Annotated in this window: 22 protein-coding genes and 1 tRNA gene; 10 read left to right on the plus strand and 13 right to left on the minus strand. The window is 73.3% G+C overall.

Going from position 1 to position 20,874, the window contains the following annotated elements; genetic code table 11:
- Positions 1 to 156: 156 nt before the first annotated feature.
- A complete protein-coding gene (locus AB0953_RS22825; protein WP_366861371.1) occupies positions 157 to 1,305 on the minus strand; it encodes an amidase domain-containing protein in 1,149 nt (382 codons plus the stop codon).
- Positions 1,306 to 1,869: 564 nt separating this feature from the next.
- On the opposite strand from AB0953_RS22825, the gene AB0953_RS22830 reads away from it, so the two are divergent.
- Positions 1,870 to 3,714 carry a transglycosylase domain-containing protein gene (locus AB0953_RS22830; RefSeq protein ID WP_366861459.1) on the plus strand — a complete coding sequence of 615 codons (1,845 nt, stop codon included), beginning with the start codon at positions 1,870 to 1,872 and terminating at the stop codon, positions 3,712 to 3,714.
- A 71-nt stretch (positions 3,715 to 3,785) separates the two neighbouring features.
- On the opposite strand, the gene AB0953_RS22835 is transcribed toward AB0953_RS22830, so the two are convergent.
- Together AB0953_RS22835 and AB0953_RS22840 are read right to left on the minus strand one after the other, a co-directional pair.
- Positions 3,786 to 5,126, minus strand: coding sequence for a hypothetical protein (locus tag AB0953_RS22835; RefSeq protein WP_366861372.1), 1,341 nt, complete (start codon positions 5,124 to 5,126; stop codon positions 3,786 to 3,788).
- A gap of 256 nt (positions 5,127 to 5,382) precedes the next feature.
- A complete protein-coding gene (locus AB0953_RS22840) occupies positions 5,383 to 6,279 on the minus strand; it encodes a LysR family transcriptional regulator (RefSeq protein ID WP_366861460.1) in 897 nt (298 codons plus the stop codon).
- Positions 6,280 to 6,429: 150 nt separating this feature from the next.
- Between AB0953_RS22840 and AB0953_RS22845 the strand changes: the two genes are divergently transcribed.
- The gene (locus AB0953_RS22845) at positions 6,430 to 7,197 is read left to right on the plus strand and encodes a flavodoxin family protein (RefSeq protein WP_366861373.1); all 768 of its coding nucleotides are present in this window, start codon (positions 6,430 to 6,432) and stop codon (positions 7,195 to 7,197) included.
- A gap of 22 nt (positions 7,198 to 7,219) precedes the next feature.
- Here the strand turns inward: AB0953_RS22845 and AB0953_RS22850 are convergent, their stop codons facing one another.
- Both AB0953_RS22850 and AB0953_RS22855 read right to left on the minus strand, forming a co-directional pair.
- A complete protein-coding gene (locus AB0953_RS22850) occupies positions 7,220 to 7,870 on the minus strand; it encodes an HAD family hydrolase (RefSeq protein WP_366861374.1) in 651 nt (216 codons plus the stop codon).
- A gap of 84 nt (positions 7,871 to 7,954) precedes the next feature.
- Positions 7,955 to 8,731 (minus strand): PIG-L deacetylase family protein, encoded by a 777-nt coding sequence (locus AB0953_RS22855; RefSeq protein ID WP_366861375.1) that lies wholly within the window; start codon positions 8,729 to 8,731, stop codon positions 7,955 to 7,957.
- A gap of 316 nt (positions 8,732 to 9,047) precedes the next feature.
- Here AB0953_RS22855 and AB0953_RS22860 point away from each other — a divergent pair, with 316 nt between their 5' ends.
- Positions 9,048 to 10,304 (plus strand): hypothetical protein, encoded by a 1,257-nt coding sequence (locus tag AB0953_RS22860; protein ID WP_366861376.1) that lies wholly within the window; start codon positions 9,048 to 9,050, stop codon positions 10,302 to 10,304.
- 53 nt (positions 10,305 to 10,357) lie between these two features.
- Here AB0953_RS22860 and AB0953_RS22865 read toward each other — a convergent pair whose 3' ends face one another.
- Positions 10,358 to 11,185 (minus strand): class I SAM-dependent methyltransferase, encoded by an 828-nt coding sequence (locus tag AB0953_RS22865; RefSeq protein ID WP_366861377.1) that lies wholly within the window; start codon positions 11,183 to 11,185, stop codon positions 10,358 to 10,360.
- A gap of 137 nt (positions 11,186 to 11,322) precedes the next feature.
- Between AB0953_RS22865 and AB0953_RS22870 the strand changes: the two genes are divergently transcribed.
- Both AB0953_RS22870 and AB0953_RS22875 read left to right on the plus strand, forming a co-directional pair.
- Complete coding sequence (locus tag AB0953_RS22870; RefSeq protein WP_366861378.1) at positions 11,323 to 12,315, plus strand: MerR family transcriptional regulator; 993 nt, start codon at positions 11,323 to 11,325, stop codon at positions 12,313 to 12,315.
- A complete protein-coding gene (locus AB0953_RS22875) occupies positions 12,312 to 12,911 on the plus strand; it encodes a GNAT family N-acetyltransferase (protein WP_366861379.1) in 600 nt (199 codons plus the stop codon). Before AB0953_RS22870 ends, AB0953_RS22875 begins: the two co-directional genes overlap by 4 nt.
- Positions 12,912 to 13,043: 132 nt before the next feature.
- Here AB0953_RS22875 and AB0953_RS22880 read toward each other — a convergent pair whose 3' ends face one another.
- The gene (locus AB0953_RS22880) at positions 13,044 to 13,256 is read right to left on the minus strand and encodes a hypothetical protein (protein WP_366861380.1); all 213 of its coding nucleotides are present in this window, start codon (positions 13,254 to 13,256) and stop codon (positions 13,044 to 13,046) included.
- A 367-nt stretch (positions 13,257 to 13,623) separates the two neighbouring features.
- On the opposite strand from AB0953_RS22880, the gene AB0953_RS22885 reads away from it, so the two are divergent.
- From AB0953_RS22885 to AB0953_RS22895, 3 genes are all read left to right on the plus strand, one after another.
- Positions 13,624 to 13,842 (plus strand): hypothetical protein, encoded by a 219-nt coding sequence (locus tag AB0953_RS22885; protein ID WP_366861381.1) that lies wholly within the window; start codon positions 13,624 to 13,626, stop codon positions 13,840 to 13,842.
- Positions 13,843 to 14,495: 653 nt separating this feature from the next.
- Positions 14,496 to 14,975 carry an NUDIX hydrolase gene (locus tag AB0953_RS22890; protein ID WP_366861382.1) on the plus strand — a complete coding sequence of 160 codons (480 nt, stop codon included), beginning with the start codon at positions 14,496 to 14,498 and terminating at the stop codon, positions 14,973 to 14,975.
- Between the two features lie 278 nt (positions 14,976 to 15,253).
- Positions 15,254 to 16,141, plus strand: a complete 888-nt coding sequence (locus AB0953_RS22895) for a helix-turn-helix transcriptional regulator (protein WP_366861383.1) — start codon at positions 15,254 to 15,256, stop codon at positions 16,139 to 16,141.
- Between the two features lie 53 nt (positions 16,142 to 16,194).
- Here the strand turns inward: AB0953_RS22895 and AB0953_RS22900 are convergent, their stop codons facing one another.
- From AB0953_RS22900 to AB0953_RS22910, 3 genes are all read right to left on the minus strand, one after another.
- A complete protein-coding gene (locus tag AB0953_RS22900; protein WP_366861384.1) occupies positions 16,195 to 16,659 on the minus strand; it encodes an NUDIX hydrolase in 465 nt (154 codons plus the stop codon).
- A gap of 73 nt (positions 16,660 to 16,732) precedes the next feature.
- Positions 16,733 to 18,001 (minus strand): MAB_1171c family putative transporter, encoded by a 1,269-nt coding sequence (locus tag AB0953_RS22905; protein WP_366861461.1) that lies wholly within the window; start codon positions 17,999 to 18,001, stop codon positions 16,733 to 16,735.
- A 1-nt stretch (position 18,002) separates the two neighbouring features.
- The gene (locus tag AB0953_RS22910) at positions 18,003 to 18,476 is read right to left on the minus strand and encodes a hypothetical protein (RefSeq protein ID WP_366861385.1); all 474 of its coding nucleotides are present in this window, start codon (positions 18,474 to 18,476) and stop codon (positions 18,003 to 18,005) included.
- Positions 18,477 to 18,752: 276 nt separating this feature from the next.
- Between AB0953_RS22910 and AB0953_RS22915 the strand changes: the two genes are divergently transcribed.
- A tRNA-Gly gene (locus tag AB0953_RS22915) sits at positions 18,753 to 18,827 on the plus strand.
- Positions 18,828 to 18,875: 48 nt separating this feature from the next.
- On the opposite strand, the gene AB0953_RS22920 is transcribed toward AB0953_RS22915, so the two are convergent.
- Entirely contained in the window at positions 18,876 to 19,277 is a 402-nt protein-coding gene (locus AB0953_RS22920) for a hypothetical protein (protein ID WP_366861386.1), read from the minus strand.
- Between the two features lie 61 nt (positions 19,278 to 19,338).
- Between AB0953_RS22920 and AB0953_RS22925 the strand changes: the two genes are divergently transcribed.
- A complete protein-coding gene (locus AB0953_RS22925; protein WP_366861387.1) occupies positions 19,339 to 19,653 on the plus strand; it encodes a hypothetical protein in 315 nt (104 codons plus the stop codon).
- Between the two features lie 19 nt (positions 19,654 to 19,672).
- Here AB0953_RS22925 and AB0953_RS22930 read toward each other — a convergent pair whose 3' ends face one another.
- Together AB0953_RS22930 and AB0953_RS22935 are read right to left on the minus strand one after the other, a co-directional pair.
- Positions 19,673 to 20,305: a GNAT family protein gene (locus AB0953_RS22930; protein WP_366861388.1), complete on the minus strand. Its 633-nt coding sequence runs from the start codon at positions 20,303 to 20,305 to the stop codon at positions 19,673 to 19,675.
- A 54-nt stretch (positions 20,306 to 20,359) separates the two neighbouring features.
- Positions 20,360 to 20,701: a hypothetical protein gene (locus tag AB0953_RS22935; protein WP_366861389.1), complete on the minus strand. Its 342-nt coding sequence runs from the start codon at positions 20,699 to 20,701 to the stop codon at positions 20,360 to 20,362.
- Positions 20,702 to 20,874 lie beyond the last annotated feature (173 nt).

Consider the following 20,874-nt stretch of genomic DNA (forward strand, 5'->3'; position numbering starts at 1 on the left):
CGCCTGACCTTGCACGCCGCCCCGTACGCTCGCCGGGCAACGGGCCGCGCGTCAAGGCGGCGGGGCCGTCGGCGCGGCGCGCGGGTCCGCGAGCGGTGCGGCCGCCGGCCCCTCCTGCCGGGTGGCTCCGCGGCAGGAGGGGCCGGGCGGCACCGGTCAGGTGCGGTACGCGAAGTAGCGCGCGTCCGGGTAGGACGCGATGATGCTCGCCAGCGACTTCCGGTACGTGTTGGTGGAGTGGTAGGTGAGGTACGGCATTCCGGCGCCGCTGCGGTACGTCACCATCATGGAGTGGTCCTTGGACCCGTCCTTGTTGAAGTCCACCTGCACGATGTCACCGACGTCCGCCTGGTAGACGTTGGCCAGGTTGGCGGCCCGCTGGTTGGACAGCGTGAACCAGGCCCACTCGTTCGCGCCGACCCAGGAGTCGGACTGGCGGGTGCCGTCGTACCACCAGTTGCGGTAGTCCGAGGAGGAGCCGGGAACCGGCTTCCAACCGCCCGCCTTCAGCGCCTGGCTGATGAAGTTGGTGCAGTCGCCCCCGGCGCCGTTGAACTTCCGGTACGCCGGGTTGTAGCTGCTCCAGTACTTCTCCGCGTACTTCGCCATGGCGGCGTAGTCGTAGGCGCCGCCGGTCTTCGCCTTGGGATTGGCGGGGGCGGGGTACTTGGTGGAGGCGGGCGTGCCGTCCGGGTACTGGTTGCCGTCGTCGTTGACGGTCGCCACCTTCGCCGTCACGGGCTCGTTGACCGCGACGGGGCCGCTGTCCTGGGACTTGATGGAGGTCAGCTCCCAGGCTCCGCCCTTCTTGCTGGTGAGCGTCAGCTCGTACTTCGTCTTGAAGTCCGTGTTGGCCGGCTCGTCCCCGCGCAGCTTCTTGTAGGTGAGCGTGGTGTGCTCGGTGACCTGGACGGTCGCCTTGCCGCCCGCGACCGTGGCCTTGTCCACCGCGACGGTGGTGTCGGCGTCGGTGTAGGCCTCGCCGAGCTCCGCCAGCCGCGTCTTGCGCGAGCGCAGCGACTGGAGGGCGGCGGCCTCGTCCTTCTTCAGCTGGTCCGACATCCGGGCCTTCGAGGAGTTATGACCCGAATGCCCGGAATTGTGGCGCCCTGCCTGGTCTTCGACGAGGGCGTCGGTGCGCTGCGACAGCACGTCGGTGGCGAGGCGGCCGAAGGTGTCGGCGGTCGCGCGGTCGGCGTCGTGTGGCCCGGGCTCCGCGGTGGCGGAGTAGGCGAACAGGCTTCCCGACACCAGGGCAACGGTCAGGGCCGCACCGGCGGCGAGCCTGAACCTCTTTGGTATCACTGCATTTCCCCTTGTCACCCGGTCCACTCGAACCGGGGGACGGAATCTTCGCACAAGTAGGCGACGTTTTCTTTGCGTTCCGCTTCTGCGTCTGCTCTCCGGCGGCACCCGCCCCGCGCCCGCCCCTGCCGCCTCCGCTTCGCCGCCGGGCCGCCGTCGGCGGCGGCTGCGGCGCGAAGGCACCCACCACCCGTCACGGCCCACAGGATCTCCCTCTAGGGTGTGCGGGAAAAGCACGGCAGAGGGGCATTCGCAGTGGGCAGGAAGGATACGTCCGGAAGAGGGCGGTCAGGCGGGGGTCAGGCGACCCCGGAGGGCACCGGCGGATCCCCCGCCGGCCGCCGCCGGGCCTCCGGCACGCGGCGTCGGCCCCGTACGGGTTCCGGGCGGCGCCGGGCGCTCCCGCCGGCGCTCGTGTCGGCCCTGGCGCCGGTCCTCGCCGCGGTGCGCCCGCAGCTGCGCCGCCTGCGGCCCGCGTACCCGAGGCCGGGCCGCAGCGGCTGGCGCCGGTGGGTGCCGTCGTGGCGCCAGTGGCTGGGCGCCTGCGTGTACGCGCTCCTGGGCATGACGGGCTTCGTCACGATCGCGTACGCCGTGACGGACATACCCGACGACCTCAACTCGTTCGCGACACAGCAGGACAACGTGTACTACTGGGCGGACGGCTCCACGATGGCCCGCACGGGCTGGGTCAGCCGGCAGGAGATGCCCCTGGACAAGGTGCCCCCCAAGGTCCAGGGAGCCGTCCTCGCGGCCGAGAACGCCAGCTTCTACTCCGACCCCGGGGTCTCCCCCTCCGGCGTCCTGCGCGCCGTGCGGGCCGCGGTGACGGGCGGCGAGACCCAGGGCGGCTCCACCATCACGCAGCAGTACGTGAAGAACGCCTACCTCAACCAGGACCGGACCCTCTCCCGGAAGTTCACCGAGATCCTCCTCGCCCTGAAGCTGGACAACCGGACGAGCAAGAAGCAGATCCTCCAGGACTACCTCAACACCAGTTGGTTCGGGCGCGGCACGTACGGCATCCAGCGCGCCTCCCAGGCCTACTACGGCAAGGACGTCTCGCAGCTCAACGCCAGCGAGGGCGCCTTCCTCGCCTCCCTCCTCAAGGGCGCGGGCCTGTACGACCCCACCCTCGGCAAGGAGAACCACGAGCGGGCCGTGGAGCGCTGGAGCTGGATCCTGGACCGCATGGTGGAGACCGGTCAGCTCTCGGCGTCCGAGCGGGCCGCGTACAAGGCGTTCCCCGAGCCGTCGAGCCAGTCCCTCGCCGGCATGCCCGGCGCGCAGACCGGCTACCTGGTGGAGCTGGCCAAGCAGTACACGATCAAGGCCGGGCACATCAAGGAGTCCGATTTCGATCTCGGCGGCTACCAGATCTACACCACCTTCGACCAGGCCCGGATGACCGCCCTGACCACGGCGGTCCAGGAGGCGCAGAAGGACTTCGACGCCGAGAAGCGCCCCGACACGGACAAGTACGCGAAGATCGGCGCTGCGAGCATCGCCCCCGACGGGCGGCTCCTCGCGGTGTACGGCGGGCCCGACTACCTCAAGCAGGGCTTCAACGAGTCGAATGCGACGACCATCCCCGCCGGGACGGCGTTCACGCCCCTCGTGTACGCCGCCGCGCTCGAGGACGGGGTGCTGCGCACGCGCGGCAAGGCCCGCACGCCCGTCTCCCCGTCCAGTACGTACGACGGCAACGACCAGGTCACCGTGCAGACGCCCGAGGGCCCCTACTGGGACCGCAGCGGCAAGGTGGTCAAGGGGCACAACGACGGCAACCGCAACTGGGGCCAGGTGACCCTGCGCCAGGCCGTGGCCGACTCGATCAACACGCCGATGCTGCAGCTCGGCCTCGACGTGGGCCTGGACCGGGTGGAGTCCTACGCCGAGCGGTCGGGGCTGCTCGGGCCGAGCCTCGGGCCGCGGATCCCCACGTTCGCGCTCGGGGAGAACTCGACGCCCAGCGCGATCCGCATGGCCACGGCCTACCAGACCTTCGCCGCGGACGGCATGCACACCGACCCCTACTCGGTGCGCTCGGCCACCCGCGGCGGCGCCGCGGTGCCGCTGGACGGGCCGAAGCCGAGCCGGGCGATGTCGGCGAAGACGGCCCGGGCGGTGACGGACGCGCTGCGGGCGACCCTGACCGAGGGCTCGGCGAAGGCGGCGGCCAAGGCCCACCCGGGGGCGGCCGGCAAGACCGGCACGACGGCGGCGAACACGGCGGGCTGGTTCGTGGCCAGCACCGAGCAGGAGTCCACGGCCGTGGTGGTCTACCGCATGTCGCTGACGGACCTGATCCCGCTGCCGCTGACGGGGCTGGGCGGGGACTCGCCGGCGACGCCCGGGAGTGCGCGGGCGGTGGCCCTGTGGGCGGACTACATCAAGGCGGTCAAGTAGGACCAACCGGGCGGATCGGTGCGGGCCGGGGCGGGTCGGGCGGGAGCCCGCCCGACCGGCCAACCGACCGGCTACTTGATCAGGGTGTTCCAGTCCGGGGCCTGCGCGGGGTCGAGCATGCGCAGCTGGGCCAGGACCTTGGGGTCCTGGGCGTCGAGCCAGTCCGACAGCTCCCGGAAGGACACGCAGCGCACGTCCTGGCGCGGGCAGACGTCCCGCATGACGTCCTCGACGGCCTTCATGTAGATGCCGCCGTTCCAGTCCTCGAAGTGGTTGCCGATGAACATCGGGGCCCGGCTGCCGTTGTAGACGCGGTTGAAGCCGTTCATGTACGACATCCGGGTCTGGGTCTGCCAGGCGGAGAACTTCGCCGGATCACCCTGCGTGCTGTCGCCGGACTGGTTGTAGAGGAAGTTGAAGTCCATGGAGAGGACCTGCACCTCTTTGCCCTGCAACGGGACGAGCTGGAGCGGGAAGTTCCATATGTCGTTCTGCTTGGACGGCCACATCTGGAAATCGCCGGAGGAGCTGGCGTCGTAGCGCCAGCCGTACGGCTTGATCGCGGTGATGAGGTTCTTCTGGCCCTCCAGGCAGGGCGCGCGGCCTCCGACCACTTCCCGGTCCGGGTCGAAGGGCAGGGGCGCCTCCTTGGTGAACCCGGTGTTGGTCTTCCAGTTCTTCATGAACGCGTACGCCTGGTCGATCTCGCTCTTCCACTCCTGCGGGCTCCAGTCGCCGCCGCCCTTGGGGCCGCAGAAGTGCCCGTTGAAGTGGGATCCGATCTCGTTGCCGTCGGTCCAGGCCCCGCGCAGCTGCCCGAGCGTGGTCCTCACGTGCTCGGGGGTCGGGTACGAGATGGCCGCCGCGCCCTGGTTGTGCTGCGGCGGGCGGTAGAGCGCCTTCTTGCCGTCCGGCAGCAGGTAGATGCCGGTGAGGAAGAAGGTCATGTGCGCCTTGCTCTCGCGGGCCACCTGGCGGAAGTGCGAGAAGAGGTGGTCGTCGCCCTCGAGCGCGCCGTCCCAGGAGAAGACCACGAACTGCGGCGGCTTCTCGCCGGGCTTGAGCTTCTCGGGCTTGAGCTGCCCCGGCTGGGGGCCGGTGTAGGAGGTGGAGCCGTCTCCCAGCACCTCGACCTTGCCGTCCCAGTTCTCCTTGGGGCCCTTTCCGGCACCCGGCCTGCCGGCGCCGGCCGGCCCGCCCGAGGCGGCGGGGGCGGCGAGCCGGGCGTCTCCCCCGGCCTCGGCGCCCGAGGAACCGCCGAAGGTGAAGGCGACCGCGGTGGCGGCGATCCCGCCCGCGGCGATGACGGCGGCGCCTATGCCGAGGCGCTTGCGGTTCTGCGCCTTCCTGCGCGCCGTGCGGGATGAGCGGGATTCCGCTGGGGCGCCGGGAGCGCCTTCGGTCTCGACCATCGCGGTCGCACCCCTCCTGAATCAACCGCAGCAGGGCCGCGCATGGATGGTTCGTACGAATATAGAACTTCTCGGAACAGCTCCCCCACCCCGGACCCCCTCATTCCGCCACTTCACAGCCAACGCACAGTGCGCCCGGATCCCGAATCGGGATCGTATGGGCATAGAACCGACGAATAGGGCAGCCTGATCGTCTGGTCCCCCCACCCCGCGCGAGGGGATCGCCGCCGCGCGCGGCGGGGTGCAGGGAGGACGTTCAGTGATCGGCCGCGGGCGGCTCCGCCGAGGCGTGCAGCAGCAGGTCGCGCAGTGCCGTGGCGGCGTCCGACGGCTCGGCGGGGGTGAGGACCACCTGGTCGACGGTGGTCGACGGGCCGGTGAGGGGGATGGTGCGCAGGCCGGGCGGCCGGTGGTCGAGTGCGGATTCGACGGTGATGCCGATGCCCGTTCCCGCGGCGACGTGCGCGGCGATGGCGTGCACGCTGTCGGCGGTCCTGATGATGCGCAGGTCGGCTCCCCCGATGCGGAAGGCGGACAGGAGGCGGTCGCAGAGACCGCTGTTGATCTGGTGGGGCCAGGTGAGCAGGTCGGTGGTGGACAGCTCGGACGCGCTCAGCTCGGCGCGTCCGGCGAGGGGGTGGGCCGCGGGGACGAGCGCCACGAACCGCTCGGTGGACAGCACCCGGGCGCGTACGCCGGTGACGTCGCCGGTCGCCCAGCCGATGCCCAGTCCGATGGCCTCGGCCCGCAGGGCGGTCACCTGGGCCGCGGTCGACATGGCCTCCGGCACGATCGTGACGTCGGGGAAGCGGTCGCGCAGTTGCGGCAGGCAGCGCAACAGCAGCTGCTGGCCGGTGAACTCGGCGTGGCCGACGACGAGCGTGGAGCGGATCCGGTCCCCGGCGGCCAGGGAGCGTCCGCGCTGCTGGAAGCGGCGCAGCTGGGCCAGGGCGGCATGGGCGTCCGGCAGCAGCGCTTCGCCGAGCTCGGTCAGGGACACCCGACGGCTGGTGCGGTGGAACAACCTTCCGCCCAGGGTGTTCTCCAACCGCCGGACGGCGTCGCTGACGGTGGGCTGGCCCCGGTGCAGGCGCGCGGCGGCCCGGCCGAAGTGGAGTTCTTCCGCGACGGCGACGAACGATTCCAGTTCCATCCTGTCCACGGGAAAAGGCTAACGCGATCGATCGGCGGGACCGATCGCTGCATGCCGGAGTTCGGCGTTGATGCCGTGCCGTCCGCGGGGTGTGATGGCTGGGCAGGCAGGGGGGAAGCCCCCACACACAAGCGGAAGCAGTGAGAGCACATGACGTTCCATGACATCGCACCCGAGCACGGTGCGGCACCGACGGCCACGGGCACGGATGCGGGCACGGGCACGGTGACCGTGGCCGTGGTCTACCACTCGGTGCACGGGCACACCCGGGTCCTGGCCGAGCACCTCGCCGAGGGGGCGCGCCTGGTGCCCGGCGCCCGGGTGGAGCTCGTCGAGATCCGGGCCGAGGACGTCACCGCGGGCCGTTGGCACGATGCGGAGGCACTGGCGATGCTGGAACGCTCCGATGCCATCGTCCTCGGCTGCCCGACGCTGATGGGCAGCGTGTCGGCGGTGTTCAAGGCGTTCATGGAGGCGGCGTTCACGCCGTTCACGACGCAGGCGTGGAAGGACAAGCTGGCCGGAGGGTTCACCATGTCCGCCTCGCAGAGCGGCGACAAGCTGGCCGTCCTTGAGCAACTGGCCGTCTTCGGCGCGCAGATGGGCATGCAGTGGATCGGTGTCGGCGACATGCCGGGCAACAACTGGAGCGGCGGCTCCCGCGATGACGTGAACCGGCTGGGCTCGTGGCTGGGTCTGATGAGCCAGAGCCACGCCGACCAGGGGCCGGAGCAGGCCGGCTCGCGCGGCGACCTGCTCACCGCCCGGCGGTACGGCGAGCGGATCGCCCGGCTGACCCAGCGCTGGGTGAACGCCGTCCCGTACGAGACCTCGCGGATGACGGAACACGAGGCCCGCGCCCTGTCGGCCTCCCTCAGGGAGACGCACACGGCCCGGCCGGCCCTGACCGGCGTCTGACCGCCGTCGGCGGGGGGAACGGTCACCGGGCCGCGACGAGGGCCGGCAGGTCGCGCATGTCGTGGAAGACGACGGTGTCGCGGCCTGCGAGGCGCTCGGCCGGCGTCAGCCCGCCGGCGTAGCCGAAGGCGCGCATGCCAGCGGCGCGGGCGGCTTCGACGCCGGGCCGGCTGTCCTCCACCACCGCACAGGCTGCGGGATCGACGCCCATCTGCCGGGCGGCGTAAAGGAACAGGTCGGGGGCGGGCTTGCCGCGGGGGACCTCCGTGGCGCTGAAGATGCGGCCCGCGAAGCGCGCGTGGAGGCCGGTACGGCCGAGGGTGTGCCGCATCTTGTCGTGGGAGCCGCTGGAGGCGACGCACGTGGGCAGGCCGAGCCCGTCGAGCGCCTCCGGCAGGCCCTCGACGGGCGCCAGCCCGGCGTCCACGGCCTCGCGGTGCAGCTCCTCGAAGCGCTCCGCCCAGACCGCGGCCGTGTCCTCGCCGAGCCGTGCGGCGATCTGCTCGCGGATGGCGGCGTGTGAGCGTCCGATGAAGCGGTCGACGACCTCGTCCTCGGTCAGCGGCCAGCCGAGCTCGGCGCCGAGGGCGACCTGTACGCGTGCGGCGATGCGCTCGCTGTCGACCAGCACGCCGTCGCAGTCGAATATGACGAGTTCGATGGGCTTGATCATTCCCGCAGCATAGGGGCCGGGGTCGGTCGGCGGTCCGGCCGCGGCCGTGGCGGCGCATTGCCGGGGGGGCGGCCGGCGCCTGCCTCATGCGGTCAGTTCGCGCAGGTCGCCTGCTGCGGACCTGATGTCGAGGCGCGTGTACCACTCGGTCGTCAGGATGCCCCGGCGGACGTCCTCCGGCAGCCGGGACAGGACGGCCGGAAGGGAGCGGTCCCGTTGGACTTCGCTGCGGTGCGCGAGGACGGCCGCCCACTTCTGCTCCAGCCACGGACCGACGTCGACGGTCGCGGTGATCTGTTCGTCCGGGACCGTGAGCACCGGCTTGCCCACCCCGGCGAGCAGGCCGCCCAGCGCGCCGGCCCCCGAGGCGGGGTGGGTGGCCAGGTACAGGGCGCGTGGCCGCCACGGTGGTCCGCAGTCCCGGTAGAGGTGTTCGATCCCGGCGGCGTGGACGGCGAGTGCGGTCACCCGGTGGGTGTGGACGTGGTCCGGGTGGCCGGTGAGGCCGCCGTGCGCGTCGTGGGTGACCACGATGTCCGGCCGGAACCGGCGCACGTGGGACACCAGCCGCGCCACCGCCTCGTCCATCGGCGCATCGCAGAAGCGCGGCCGCAGCGGCGCCGACTGCGGGATGCGGGCGTCGGCGTACCCGAGCAGCCTCGGCTCGCCGGCGCCGAGGACGGCCAGCGCGTCGGCGAGTTCGGCGGCCCGGTGGCTCCCGGCCGACCAGGTGGCGGTGACGACGGCGGTACGGGCGCCCGCGGCGGCGTGCCGGGCGAGCACGCCGCCGGCCACCAGGGACTCATCGTCGGGATGCGCGAAGACCGCGAGGACGGCGGGCGGGGAAGGGGGCTCGGGCACGGGTACGGGTACCTCTCTGCGCTGCGCGGCCCGGGGGTGCGTGCGCGGCCGCGGCCGGGGTACGGAAGGCCCCAGGCTACGGGGTCGGGGGCCAGGGGGCCCGGCGCCGGCGGCATGCCGCCTGATCGGGTGATCGGGGTGAACGGGCGGGTGAAGGGGCTCCGTGCTCCGCAGCCGCGGTGCGTCCCGGCATCCGCGGCGGGCGGCGGCCGCCATCGCGGTGGCGCGAAGCCCGGCGGACGCCCGGGGGCGCGTGCCCGCACCCCCGGGAAAATCACGTTGCCCTCGACGCCGCTCCCCCACATCATCACCCCTGATGACGAACTCATTCGACGACGTACGGCGCCTGCTGGGCACCGGCGACATACCCGCGGCCGTCCGCGCCCTGCGCCCCCTCACCGACACGGCGCCCCTGCGCGACCTGGCCGCAGAGGTCCGCGCCCTGGCCGAGGCCGTCGGCTTCGACGACCTGGCGCGCGCCGCGAAGAAGGCCTCCCGCAAGCCCGGCGACGCCCGGTGCCTCCACGACTTCGGCTACCTCTGCGTCGAGCGCGGGATCGCCTTCCTCGCCGTGCCCGCGCTGCGCGAGGCGCTGCGCCTCTCCCCCGGCGCCCGGCCCGTGCTGGACGAGCTCGTCGCCGCCTTCGAGGCCGAGGACCGCCACGCCGAGGCCGCCGAGGTCCTGCTCCGGCACGAGGCCGCACTGGAACCCTGGCCCGGCGGCTACCTGCTGGCCTACAACTGCCTCCTGGCCGGCGACCTCGCCTCCGCCCGGGCCCGCACCGCCCGGCTGCCCGAACCCGCCGACACCACCTGGAGCTGGGCCCATGAACGGCTCCGCGCGATGGTGGGCCGCGCCGAAGCCGCCTCCCGCACCACGCCGCTCGACCGGACGGACCTGCGCGGCTGGCAGTTCGCCCTCACCGGCACCGTGCTCGGCACGCTCTCCCCGTACGGCTTCGAGGTCATGACCGGCCGCTACGCCTACCTCAGCGACACCTACGAGGCCTGCCGCCGCGGGCTGGACCGCCTCGCGACGGCCCTCGACTGCGCAGGGCACCGCCCGACGGCCGTGAGCGCCCTGCCCGGCCGCTCCGACCGGATCCTGGCCCTGGCGGCGGCCGACCTGCTGGACCTGCCGCAGGTGCCGTACGCTCCCGATCGCCCGGGCACCCTGGTCGTGGCCTACGACCTGGGCGACCACGAGCCCGAGCTGCTGGCCGGGCTGCGGGAGCGGGCCCCCGGTCAGGTGCTGTACGAGCACGCGAACACCTGGACCGAACCGGCTGCCGTGCCGGCGGACTTCAGCACGCTGCAGCGCCAGTTCGGAGCCGAGCCGTGGGGCGAACAGCTCGGCGCCGAGGGGCGCGGTCCGGCCGACGGCCGACCCGAGGCGGAGATCGCCCGGGACATCGTCACCGCCGACCCGTCGGCCGACCCGGGCGACGGCGAGGGCCCCGCCGACGAGGACGCGGCGTTCCGCGACTTCGTCACGGCGGTCGCCCCGCTCTGGCTGACCGGCCCCCGTACCCCGCTGAGCTCCAAGGGCCCGGTCCCCAGCAACCACTTCTGACCTTCGTCTCCCTCTGCTTGAACGGCGTCAGGGGTACCGGACCGCAGCCTCCGTCAGGCCGGCCGTCGCGCGCCGGGCCGGGGCGGCCGGGTTCCCCGGACCGCCCAGGCGCGGGCGGTGAGCGCGATCGAGCCGTCCGGCCGCTTCGCCACGGCCCGGCCGAGCGCGTCGCGCAACCGGTCCCGGGCGGGCGGGGCCAGGGCCGCGGCGTAGCCGGGAGCGGGCCCCTGCCCGGCCAGGAAGGGCTCCCACAGATCCGCGAAACCGGCGAAGACGGTGGGCACCTCGACCGGGGCGACGGCGACACCGGCCAGCCCCGCCGCCTCCCACACGGCGCGCAGCGGATCCGGACGGCACAGCGGGAAGCGGCGCCCCTCGTCCAGTGCGGCAGCCGACGGGTCGAGGGCGACCGCCGCGGCCCAGAAGGCGTTCAGGAAGCCCATGCCGCCGGAGTAGTCCCAGACGTACGCCGCCACCATCCCGCCCCCCGGCCGCACGGCCCGGACCGCCTCGGCCACCGCCGCGCCGGGGTCCGGGAGGAAGTTGAGTGCCAATCCGCTCACGGCCACGTCCCAACCGCCGTCGCGCACCGGCAGCGACAGCGCGTCGGCGACGGCGAAGCGCGCCGGCGCAGGGACGGCCGCGCGGGCCGCGGCCACGAACCCGGCGGACCGGTCGACCCCCAGCACCCTCCGCGGCCGGCAGCGCCGCACCACGGCCGCGGTCAACGCGCCCGTACCGCACCCCGCGTCCAGCCACCGCAGGCCGTCCGCGCAGCCGAGCCACGTCAGGAACTCCTCCGCCACCAGGCGGCTCCACCGCCCCATGTACCGGTCGTACGCCTCACCGGCAGCCCACACGTCGAACCGCTGCTCCTCCACCCCGCCACCCTCCCCGACCGGACGCCCCGCCGCCGGGCAGACACGGGCGAACCGGCCGTGGCGTCACCCGTGAGAGACTCGGCCGGAGGCGGAAGGGGGCTTGCGTCTCCCGTAAGGGGAGATCCGAAGGTGGGGGCATGAACGGCGACACGCTCTACTCGATCGGCGAGCTGGCCCGGCAGACCGGTACGACGGTCAAGACCATCCGGTTCTACTCCGATTCCGGCATCGTCTCGCCCGCCGACCGCACCCCGGCCGGCCACCGCCAGTACGGCGGCGACGCCCTCGCGCGCCTGGAACTCGTACGCACCCTCAGGGACCTGGGGCTCGGCCTCCCGGCCATCCGGCAGGTCATGGACCGGGAGCGGGAGCTCCCGGAGGTCGCCGCGGCCCAGGCCGAGGCGCTGGACGTGCAGATCCGGACCCTGCGGTTGCGGCGCGCGGTGCTGACCGCCGTGGCGAAGCGCGGGGCCACCCCTGAGGAGACCCATCTCATGCACAAGCTGGCCGGACTGTCCGATTCCGAACGCCGGGAGCTGGTCGACGATTTCCTCCGGGCGGTCTTCCACGGCAGCGGCAGCGACAGCGACGGCGGTGGTGAGCACGCACCGGCGGACGACGCCGTCTTCTCGGCGGTCATGTGCTCCATGACTCCGGAGCTCCCCGCGGACCCCCGTCCGGACCAGATCGAGGCCTGGCTGGAACTGGCCGAGTTGTCGCAGGACCCCGGCTTCCGGGACCACGTACGCCAGATGGTCCGCGACCATGTGGCCGGGCGCGGGCAGGGGGTGCCGCCGAGCAGGAGCCGGGACCTCGCGGCGACCGTCCGCGACGCGGTCGCCCCTGCCCTGGCGGCCGGTGTCGAACCCGACTCCCCCGAGGCCGACCCGTTCGTCGCGCAGCTGGTGAACCTGTGCCGAGGCGGACGCGGAGGCGGAGGTGAAGGCGGAGGCGGCGGCCCCGTCGCTCCCCTGCGGCCGCTCCTCGCCCGGCTGGAGGGCCTGAACGACCCGCGCAGGGAGCGCTACTTCCGCCTCCTCGCGGTCGTCAACGGATGGCCCGGCCCGCAGGGTCTGCACCCTGCGCTCGACTGGTCCGTCCGGGCCCTGCGCGACCGGGTCGAGCGATGACGGGGCGGCTCCCGCAACCGTACCCGCACCCGCCGAGCGGCCTGACCCTGACGGCGGCTGCGACGCCGACCGCTCCGGCCCTCCTCCTGCGGCCCTGGCGCCCGCAGGACGCACCGGCGCTGGTCGAGGCCTACCGGGATCCCGAGCTGCTGCGCTGGACGAGCCACCGCATGGCGAACGAGGCCGACGGACTGCGGTGGGTCGGGGAACAGGAGCGGCGCTGGGCTGCGGGCGATCGCTTCTGCTTCGCCGTCGTGGAGTCCGGCCCCGACGGCGCTCCGGGGCGGCTGGCCGGCAGTGCGGTGCTCAAGGAGGTCGTGCCGGGCGCGCCGTCGGCGGAGGTCGGCTACTGGACGGCCGGCCCGGCGCGCGGCCGCGGTGTGGCGCCGCGGGCCCTGGAGGCGGTCACCGCCTGGGCGTTCGACACCTTCCGGGCCGAGGGCCTGGAACGCGTCGAGCTCATCCACCGGACGGACAACGCCGCCTCCTGCCGGGTCGCGCAGAAGAGCGGCTACGCCTTCGCCGGGCTCCTGCCGCCGGCCCCGCCCGCCTTCCCCCTCGAGGGCCATCTCCACGTACGGCACGCGGCCCCCTGAGCGGGTGCGGGGCCGCCAACTGCATGCCCTACAGCGGCCTGCCCAGGGCCCGTACTGCTCCGCCAGGTTCTCGGCCCGGTGCGCGGCGCGGTCCGGCTGCGTGCCGTCCGCGTCGGTGAAGCCGTACGCCCGCTACAGGGCCAGGTGGCCAGGGCGCGGCCGGTCCTGGCCCTGACGTCGGGGGGGGGCGGCGGCCAGTGCGGCGACGGCGCGGCCCAGGTAGTCAGGGGGCTGGGAATGGCTGAAATTCGGCTCCTGGGACGCGGTGTCGCGCCAGTCGGCCTCGGCGACTGCGAATTGCTCCAGCGCGGCCTCCGAGCGCAGGAAACCGGGCGTGATCGCCACGGCCGCGATCCCGGGCGGCTTCTCTCACGGGCGACCAGCAGCGGAGGGGTGTACCGGCTGGTGATCACGTGGGGCTTCACCGCCCGCCGCAGCAGCCCCGCCGCCACGGGCGCCGCCGACGCGTGCTCCTGACGGACGCGGCCGGTGCGCTCGTCCGCCTCCCGGGCGGAGGGGTCGGGGAGTGCCGGCAGCGGACGCGCACCAGGGGCAGCCAAGGTGAGCCCCGCCGGCCCACCCACCCTGACCTGGGCCGCCGCGTGCAGGGTCACCTGAGCGGACGAAGAGGACGAGGGGGAGAGAGGCTCCCGCTCCACGAACGGGCGGCCCCGGGGTGCACCGCCGTGCCGCCGCCGGAAGACTGGTGGGCATGTCTGCCCGCCTGGTCATCTACCCGCCCGACGAGAACGGCTGGCGGCGCGTGCGCTGGGACGGCGTTGCCATCGGCGTGGCGCAGAAGCCGTCCGACATCGCGGCCTTCCTGACGGCAGCCGGCGTGACGGGGGCCGAGGACCTCGACCTGACCGACCCCACCCTCGTCGAATGGCGGGGCGGCGGCCCGGAGACCTGGGCCGAATCACCTCCGTAGCCCCGCAGCGCGGGGCAGGGCCCGCGCTCTGCCCGGGCCACCGACCCCGTGCCGCCGGTCGCTGAACGCGGCCAAGCCGTCCGGCCGGGGCGAAGGCCGCCGTCAGGGCGTCGGCGTCCGCGTGGCGCGCGCCGCGCCACCGCAACGCCACCTCGACCGTGCCCGCCATGCGGGAGTCCACCCACGCGAAGCCGAGGACGTCCGCGGGAACGGGCGCGCCCCCGCGCGCGTCGAGCGAACGCGAACCAACGAGGGGCCGCGCCTCAGTTCCGTGGATCGAGCAGTGCGCGGTGCCGCCCCGCGAGGTCGTGTTCGGCAGCGACGCCGAGGACGCGGCAATCGCGGAAGACGATCGGGCCGACGGTCAAGTCGGGCTCCTCCACCGGCAGCACGAGAGGAGCACGTCCATGTCGCCCTCGCGGAGCCTGGCGAACGGGTCGATGAAGGACGCCCGGCGCACCTGCAGCTCCCACCGGGGTGACGGGAGCGGAAGGTGTCCCGGCAGCGGCGCAGTTCGTACACGTGGAACGGCATCATGCCGACGCGCAGGCGCGCGGTCTTGCCGGCCGCGTGGGCCTGGAGGCGGCTTCGGCCCACGGCCGGCGGCGTATGCGGGTAACGTACTACCGCTCCGCCGAGAAGGAGGCTTCGGCATGACTTGGATCCCGCCCGAGGAGTACGTCAAGACCATCGCGAACGCCACCAGTTACGCGGGCCTCTACTTCACCGACACCGCCGGTCGCCCGCTCCAGCTCCGCGCCGTCCGCGACGAGGACGCGTGGCAGTGGCCCGGCGGGAACATGGATCCCGGCGAGACGCCCTGGGAGTGCGCCCTGAGGGAGTGCTTCGAGGAAACGCAGATGACGTTCACGGGACCGCAGAGGCTGCTCGCGGTCCGCTTCACCACCCAGGGCGACGGCTGGCCGCTCAACAGGTTCGGCGTCATCTTCGACGGCGGCCGGCTCACCGACGAACAGATCTCGGCCCTCACGCTCGACCCGAACGAGCACACCGAACTCCGCGTCCACACCCTTCAGGAGTGGGAGGGCATCATGGACGCCGGCCAGTTCGCCCGGCTCAAGGCCACCGATGAAGCCCGGCGCACGGGCACCGTGACCTACCTGGAGAGCTGAGCCGCCCCAGCGGCAACCGGCCGACTCTGCGGTTTCTGCGGTCTGCGGGCTTCGTCACCGGTGTCGGTACGGGATTCCTCGAACCCGTGGACCGAAGCACCCCCTGTGCTTCGGTCCACGGCAGGGCACTGCAATGCACGGCCGAAGCCGGTGCAGTCCGGTGCCCGGAGGAGCGACCCCCGTTCGCTGAAATGAAGTTATCTAGCTTTGGCGAACCAATCAAGTCGCGCACTCGGTAAAGTTGGTGCGTCCCCTGCCGACCCAGCCCAGGAGAGCTCATGCCTGTTCGTCACGTCGACGGACACCTGCTCCGCAAAGTACGCCGAGCCGCCGACCTGACCCAGGCAGACATCGCGGAGCGCCTGGGCGTCTCCGTGCCGGCCGTGGTCGGCTGGGAGAGCGGCAAGTCGGTGCCGGACGGCGAGAAGCTCCCCGCCCTCGCCCAGGCGCTCGGCATGGATCTGGACGAGCTCTTCCCCCGGCTCCTGCCCCCGGACCTCGCGGATCTGCGCTGCGATGCCGGCTACTCCCAGTACCAGACGGCAGCCATCACCGGGACCCGCAGCGCCGGCCCGGTGGCCAACGCCGAACGGGGCAGGCGGCGCCTCGCGGAGAAGTTCCTGCCCACCCTGGCCGATGCGTACGGCGTGAGCGTGGAGGAGCTGCTGGCCGCGCAGGAGCGCTCCTTCCACCCCGACCCCCGGACGCCTCCGGCGGCGGTCCCGATCGGTCGCACCGAGCAGCAGACCCCTGGCGACGAGGCCGCGCCGAAGGGCACGCCCCGCCTGCCGGTCACCATCGCCGAGAAGATCACGCACCTGCTCGAGGAGACCTACACCGCCCCGCACCCCACCGACGCCCAGATCGCCCGCCTGGGCAACACGAAGGTGGGCTCCGCAGTGCTGAGCGAGGACCTCGTACGGGCCCTGCGCACCGGCGAGGTGGAAGCGGTGCCCGGCGAGGTCCTCGACGCGCTCGCGGCCGCGCTCGCCGTGCCGCCGCTGTTCTTCCGGAGCAACGACGCCGAGGTGCACCGGATCGTCAGCGGCATGCGCCTCGTGCGCGGCGGCCTGGCCGGCCTCGCGGCCCGAGGGGGCGGCGAGGCACTTCCCGCGGAGCTGCTGGAGTTCATCGGCGGTGTCGTCGACGGGATGCGGCCGAAGTAGGCGGAAGCAGGCCGAAGGAGGCGTCCGCACCCCGCCGACGGGCGCGTACGCGCCTACAGGGCGAGTTCGACGTACGCGGCCCGCTTCTCCTCCCGCGCCGCCAGCGCCTTGCGCCAGATGGCCAGTGCGAACGGCGGAATCATGTCGGGCGAGATGTCCTCCGGCAGGCTGAACCGGAACTCCCCGATCTCCGAGTCCTGCAGGGTGATGCCCCGCTGCTGCTCCGGGGTCAGCTCGGGGCCGTCGAACACGTAGAAGACGTGGGACCCCTCGGGGCGGGTGACCCAGGCGGTGACCAGCAGGTCGCCGATCTCGACGTCCAGGCCGACCTCCTCGCGGAGCTCGCGCCGGACGGCCGCGCTCGGGAGCTCGCCTTCGTCGATGTGACCGCCCGGCAGGTTCCAGCGCTCCTTGTAGACGGGGTTGACGATGAGCACCCGGCCCTGTTCGTCCCTGACGATGGCGGCGGCCGATGCGGTGGCCTTCGTCGCCTTCGCGCGGCCGGTGGATGCGGTCATGAGTGAGTGCTCCTGTGATGGGTGTTGTTGCCGTGAGTGTCGTTGCCGTGAGTGTCGTTGCCGTTCGAGGCCCTCAGGCGGAGGTGCGGGAGTCCTCCAGGACCTCCTCCGCGACCGCGGGATCCGCTCGCGTGTACGCCTCGCACACGCGCAGCAGCCACGGCACCTCCTCGGAGAAGAAGTCCTCGCCGGCCGCAGGGAACTCGGCCGGTACGCCGGGCTCGCGGACCGGGGCCCGCATGGCCGAGCGCGCAGCCATGATCCAGTACGCCTGCGCCACGGCCTCGGCGTCCGCGCCCGTGTGCCCCTCGCTCTCGGCGAGCTCCAGCGCGACCTGGTAGAGGTCGTGCGGGGCCTGGCGGCGCAGCGCGTGGATGACGTCGCGGATCTCGGTGACGTAGCGCCCCAGGCGGACGTGGGGCGAGACGTCGTGCGAGACCAGGTCGCGCAGGGTGTCGAGGCGGTGTGCGGCGCGGCGCCCCGGCAGGGTGCGGCTGGGGGCGTGGCGCACGATGTCGGGGGCGGTGAGCGCGAGGTCCCGCCACAGGGGATGGAGCCCCGCCAGCATCCTGTACGCCCGTACCCGGTTCACCGCGGCCTGGGTCGCCGGGGCGATCACGCCGACGCCCCAGCACAGGAAGGCGGCGTAGAGCATGCCGTCGGTGATGTTCTCCTGGATGTGGGCGGCGGCGACCGGGATGGGGTGGAGGGCGACGACGATGCTGTAGACGGCCCGGACCGCGGAGTACAGGGTGCCGATCGCCATGCCGGCGGCCATCAGGCGCAGGCCGGTGCGCAGGGCCCGGCGGGGCGCCCGGCGGGCTGCGCTGGCCCACTGGTAGCCGCACAGCGTGATCACGGCGCCGCTGTAGCCGTAGAAGAGCGTCATGTAGACGGCGAGACCGGGTTCGCCGGCGTGCCGGTCCACGAAGTGCGAGTCCACCGGTACCGGCCCGCGGTGCAGGGCGAACAGGAAGACCGCCGCCATGCCGGCGCAGGCCAGGGCTGCCGCGGCCACGGCGTACCGCTGGACCGCGACCGTCACGCGCGCCTGCCGGGAGGGCGTCCCCCCGGCCGCGCCCTCGCGGTAGACGGCGGCGATGTAGCGGAGCAGCACGCACATCCCGGCGATGGTCAGGCAGTGCTTGAGCAGCGTGGCCAGGTCGTCCACGCCGAGCCCGTCGACGAGGCGCCTGCCCAGGCTGCTGCGCATCAGCCAGGCACAGGCGAGCGCTGCGAAGGCGCCCCACAGTGAGCGCTCGCGCACCCGCCCGCGTATCGCGGCGGGCATCCGCCACACGACCTGCACGAGGAGCAGGAGAACGACGCCGTACGTCAGCATGTCAGTCAAGACGACTCCTGGCCGGGCGGGAGAAGGGATGGGAAAGGGTGTCGTCGAGACCCTGCAGGGTGCCGTCCCCGACGGGCGCGGAGGCGAACGCCTCCTGGTGGAGCAGATCGGCGATCATCTCGGCGCGCAGCTCGACGTGGGTGTCGAAGCGGTGCCTGGCCATGAACGGGCCCGCGCCGGCCAGCCGGGCCAGCAGCTCGGGGGAGAAGCCCGGCAGCAGCGTCGCCGTCTGCCCGGCGAACGTCTCCGGGTCGTCGCACCACAGGTGGGCCAGCTCGTGGAAGAGGACGCGCTGGCGGTGGTATCCGGAGATGCTCTCCGGGATGAAGACCAGGTCCACGGGGGCGTCTTCGTGCCGGATCCACAGTCCGCAGACGTCGCTCTGTCCGAGCAGCCGGTCCGGGACCGCCACCAGCTCGATCCGCCGGCCGCGCTCCGCCTCGATGGCCGCGATCAGAGCGGGCATGCTGAAGGGACGGGGCAGCGGCATCTCCCGCAGCGCCCGCCTGGCCTCCTTGCGGACGGCACGACGCCCGACCGAACCCTCGGACCGCCTGCCCATCCGAGCGAGCCGGCCCAGAATCGTTCCTTCCGGCACCGCCCCTCACCCTCCCCGGACACGACCACGCCGAAGGTGGAAATCCTAAGCCAGCCCCACCGGGCGGTGCTCCGGCAGGGCCGTGAAAACCGGCCACGGCCGCGACCGGCGTCCTCCCGGGAAGCGCCTAGGATGCGCAGGGGCGGGGCCGTAGCGCAGAGGTCGACGCGCGCGGTCTCCCACACCGCGAGGACGCCGGTTCAAGTCCGGCCGGCTCCGCCCTCGGGGTGCGGCGCTCGTCACGCACGTCCGTGGCCCGCCACAGCCTCAGGCATGGAGTGCGAAGAGGTAGAGGCCGCCGAGCCCCGTGGCGGCCAGGTCCGTACCCTCGGGGCCCCGCGCGCAGGCGTACAGCGGAGCTTCGGTGCGCAGGGCGGTGGCGGCGCGGCCGGTGCGGGCGTCCCACAGCCGGCCGAGGCGATGCGGCTGCCGTCCGGATGGCCCGTCAGGGAGCGTACGTCGCCGTGGTGGCGGGTGAGCTCCGGCCCACCGGTCCAGGTGGCCGTGTCCCAGATCCGTACGTGCCGGCCCGGCGGCGGGGGCCCCGAGGCCGCCGACCCACCACCACGGCTGCTGCCGGATCCGGTCGACGGCTCCGGGCCAACGGTCCTGCGCCGTGGCGGCGTTGGCGGCCAGCGAAGCCAGGACGGCGACCGCCGGGCGGTTCACCGGCTGCCGGTCGCTAGGCTCGGGGCAGCACAGGAGTCGCGATCCGCGTCCGGAGGAACCGGTGGACATCCGCTCAGCCCAGAAGCTCGCCTGGGAGAACAAGCTGGACAAGGGCTTCAACACGACCGACGTGGCCCTGGAGTTCGGGCTGTTGAACGCCGAGCTGGGCGAGGCCTTCACCGCGTGGCGCCGGAAACTGCCCGACGCGGGTGAGGAACTCGCCGACGTGTTCCTGTACTTGGCGGCCCTCGCGGAGATGACCGGCCACGACCTCCAGGACGAGGTCGAGGCCAAGCTCGCCAAGAACCGCAGGCGCGTCTACCGCCGCGACGCCAACGGCGTCCTGGTCCGCCGGGAGGACGGCGCCGCGGACTGACCGCCGGCGGGTAGGGGGATCAGCTGCGGGCCGGCGTCCGCGCGAGGCGGCGTTCCAGTCCGGCCCGGCACTGCGGCCACTCCTGCGCCGTCACGGAGAAGATCGCCGAGTCCCGGAGCAGGCCGTCCTCGCCCGGCGCCCAGGACCGCGCCCAGTTCCGCAGCACGCCCTCGAAGCGCGCCCCGAGGCGCTCCATGGCCGCCCGGGAGCGGTCGTTGCGGGCGTCCGTCTTCAGGTCGAGGCGTGCCACGCCCCAGTTCTCGAACGCGTGGCGGAACAGCAGGTACTTGGCTTCGGTGTTCACGCCGGTGCCCTGGGCCGAAGCCGCGAGCCAGGTGTAGCCGATCTCGACGGCGCACAGCCCGGCGCCCCCGGTGGGCCAGGGGCGGGCGTCCAGGTAGCCCGTGGCGCCGACCACCCGGCCCGTCGCCCGGTCCACCTGGGCGTACGGGGCCACCGTGCCGGCGGCTGCGCGGGCGAGCTGGCCGTCGATGTAGTCCTCGATCTCGGCCGCCCTCGGCACCCAGGTGTAGCCGTAGGAGCTGCGGTCCTCCTCCGCCGCCGCGGCCAGCCCGGCCGCGTGGCGGTGGTCCAGCGGCTCCAGACGCACCAGCGCCCCTTCCAGCAGCGGTCCCTCCAGCGCGAAGCCCATCCGTTCCCTTCCCTCGCCCATCAGTGCGCACTCGTGTGCACAGCCTGCCACGGCTCAGGAGGGCAGTTGCTCGACCGCGCTCGTGCCGCTGCCCTCCTGGGACTCCCAGCTCCACGTCTCCTCCAGGCGGAGGCGGCCGTCGGGGAGCTCGCTCAGCAGCGAGGTGCAGTGCCCGGACGCGGTGGTGCCGTCGAGGCGGAGCTGTACGTAGCGGAAGTCGAGGGCGTCGCCCGCGCGGGTGCCGACCAGGTGCCCCCGGACCACGTCCCCGCCGGCGTACTCAGCCCAGATCCGCCCGTCCTGCTCGTGGTACGCGAACCGGGTCTGCCGCCCGACCTGCCCCGCCGCCTGGTCGGCAACGGGAACGAAGACGAGACCGTCGAGCGAGCGCACCATGGCCGACAACCCCCAGGGAGAGACGAAACCTTCGGGCCCGGCCGGACCCCGCACGGATCCCCGCAACCCCACCCGCCACCCTAGGACCACCGCTGCCCCCGCCGTGAGCCGCCCCCTCCTAGGTCTCCGGGTGGCGTCTCCGGGTGGCGTCGGCACCGGCCCGTGTCCGGGGT

Origin of the sequence: Streptomyces sp. NPDC046866, from assembly GCF_040704625.1 — a bacterium.
Taxonomy (GTDB): Bacteria; Actinomycetota; Actinomycetes; order Streptomycetales; family Streptomycetaceae; genus Streptomyces.

What these genes read in the sequence shown, in the direction of transcription:
- AB0953_RS22830 (WP_366861459.1), top strand. Translation starts at nt 1,870, where the DNA reads ATGACGGGCTTCGTCACGATCGCGTACGCCGTGACGGACATACCCGAC.
- AB0953_RS22835 (WP_366861372.1), bottom strand. Translation starts at nt 5,126, where the DNA reads ATGGTCGAGACCGAAGGCGCTCCCGGCGCCCCAGCGGAATCCCGCTCA.
- AB0953_RS22840 (WP_366861460.1), bottom strand. Translation starts at nt 6,279, where the DNA reads ATGGAACTGGAATCGTTCGTCGCCGTCGCGGAAGAACTCCACTTCGGC.
- AB0953_RS22845 (WP_366861373.1), top strand. Translation starts at nt 6,430, where the DNA reads ATGACGTTCCATGACATCGCACCCGAGCACGGTGCGGCACCGACGGCC.
- AB0953_RS22850 (WP_366861374.1), bottom strand. Translation starts at nt 7,870, where the DNA reads ATGATCAAGCCCATCGAACTCGTCATATTCGACTGCGACGGCGTGCTG.
- AB0953_RS22860 (WP_366861376.1), top strand. Translation starts at nt 9,048, where the DNA reads ATGACGAACTCATTCGACGACGTACGGCGCCTGCTGGGCACCGGCGAC.
- AB0953_RS22870 (WP_366861378.1), top strand. Translation starts at nt 11,323, where the DNA reads ATGAACGGCGACACGCTCTACTCGATCGGCGAGCTGGCCCGGCAGACC.
- AB0953_RS22875 (WP_366861379.1), top strand. Translation starts at nt 12,312, where the DNA reads ATGACGGGGCGGCTCCCGCAACCGTACCCGCACCCGCCGAGCGGCCTG.
- AB0953_RS22885 (WP_366861381.1), top strand. Translation starts at nt 13,624, where the DNA reads ATGTCTGCCCGCCTGGTCATCTACCCGCCCGACGAGAACGGCTGGCGG.
- AB0953_RS22890 (WP_366861382.1), top strand. Translation starts at nt 14,496, where the DNA reads ATGACTTGGATCCCGCCCGAGGAGTACGTCAAGACCATCGCGAACGCC.
- AB0953_RS22895 (WP_366861383.1), top strand. Translation starts at nt 15,254, where the DNA reads ATGCCTGTTCGTCACGTCGACGGACACCTGCTCCGCAAAGTACGCCGA.
- AB0953_RS22900 (WP_366861384.1), bottom strand. Translation starts at nt 16,659, where the DNA reads ATGACCGCATCCACCGGCCGCGCGAAGGCGACGAAGGCCACCGCATCG.
- AB0953_RS22905 (WP_366861461.1), bottom strand. Translation starts at nt 18,001, where the DNA reads ATGCTGACGTACGGCGTCGTTCTCCTGCTCCTCGTGCAGGTCGTGTGG.
- AB0953_RS22910 (WP_366861385.1), bottom strand. Translation starts at nt 18,476, where the DNA reads ATGCCCGCTCTGATCGCGGCCATCGAGGCGGAGCGCGGCCGGCGGATC.
- AB0953_RS22930 (WP_366861388.1), bottom strand. Translation starts at nt 20,305, where the DNA reads ATGGGCTTCGCGCTGGAGGGACCGCTGCTGGAAGGGGCGCTGGTGCGT.
- AB0953_RS22935 (WP_366861389.1), bottom strand. Translation starts at nt 20,701, where the DNA reads ATGGTGCGCTCGCTCGACGGTCTCGTCTTCGTTCCCGTTGCCGACCAG.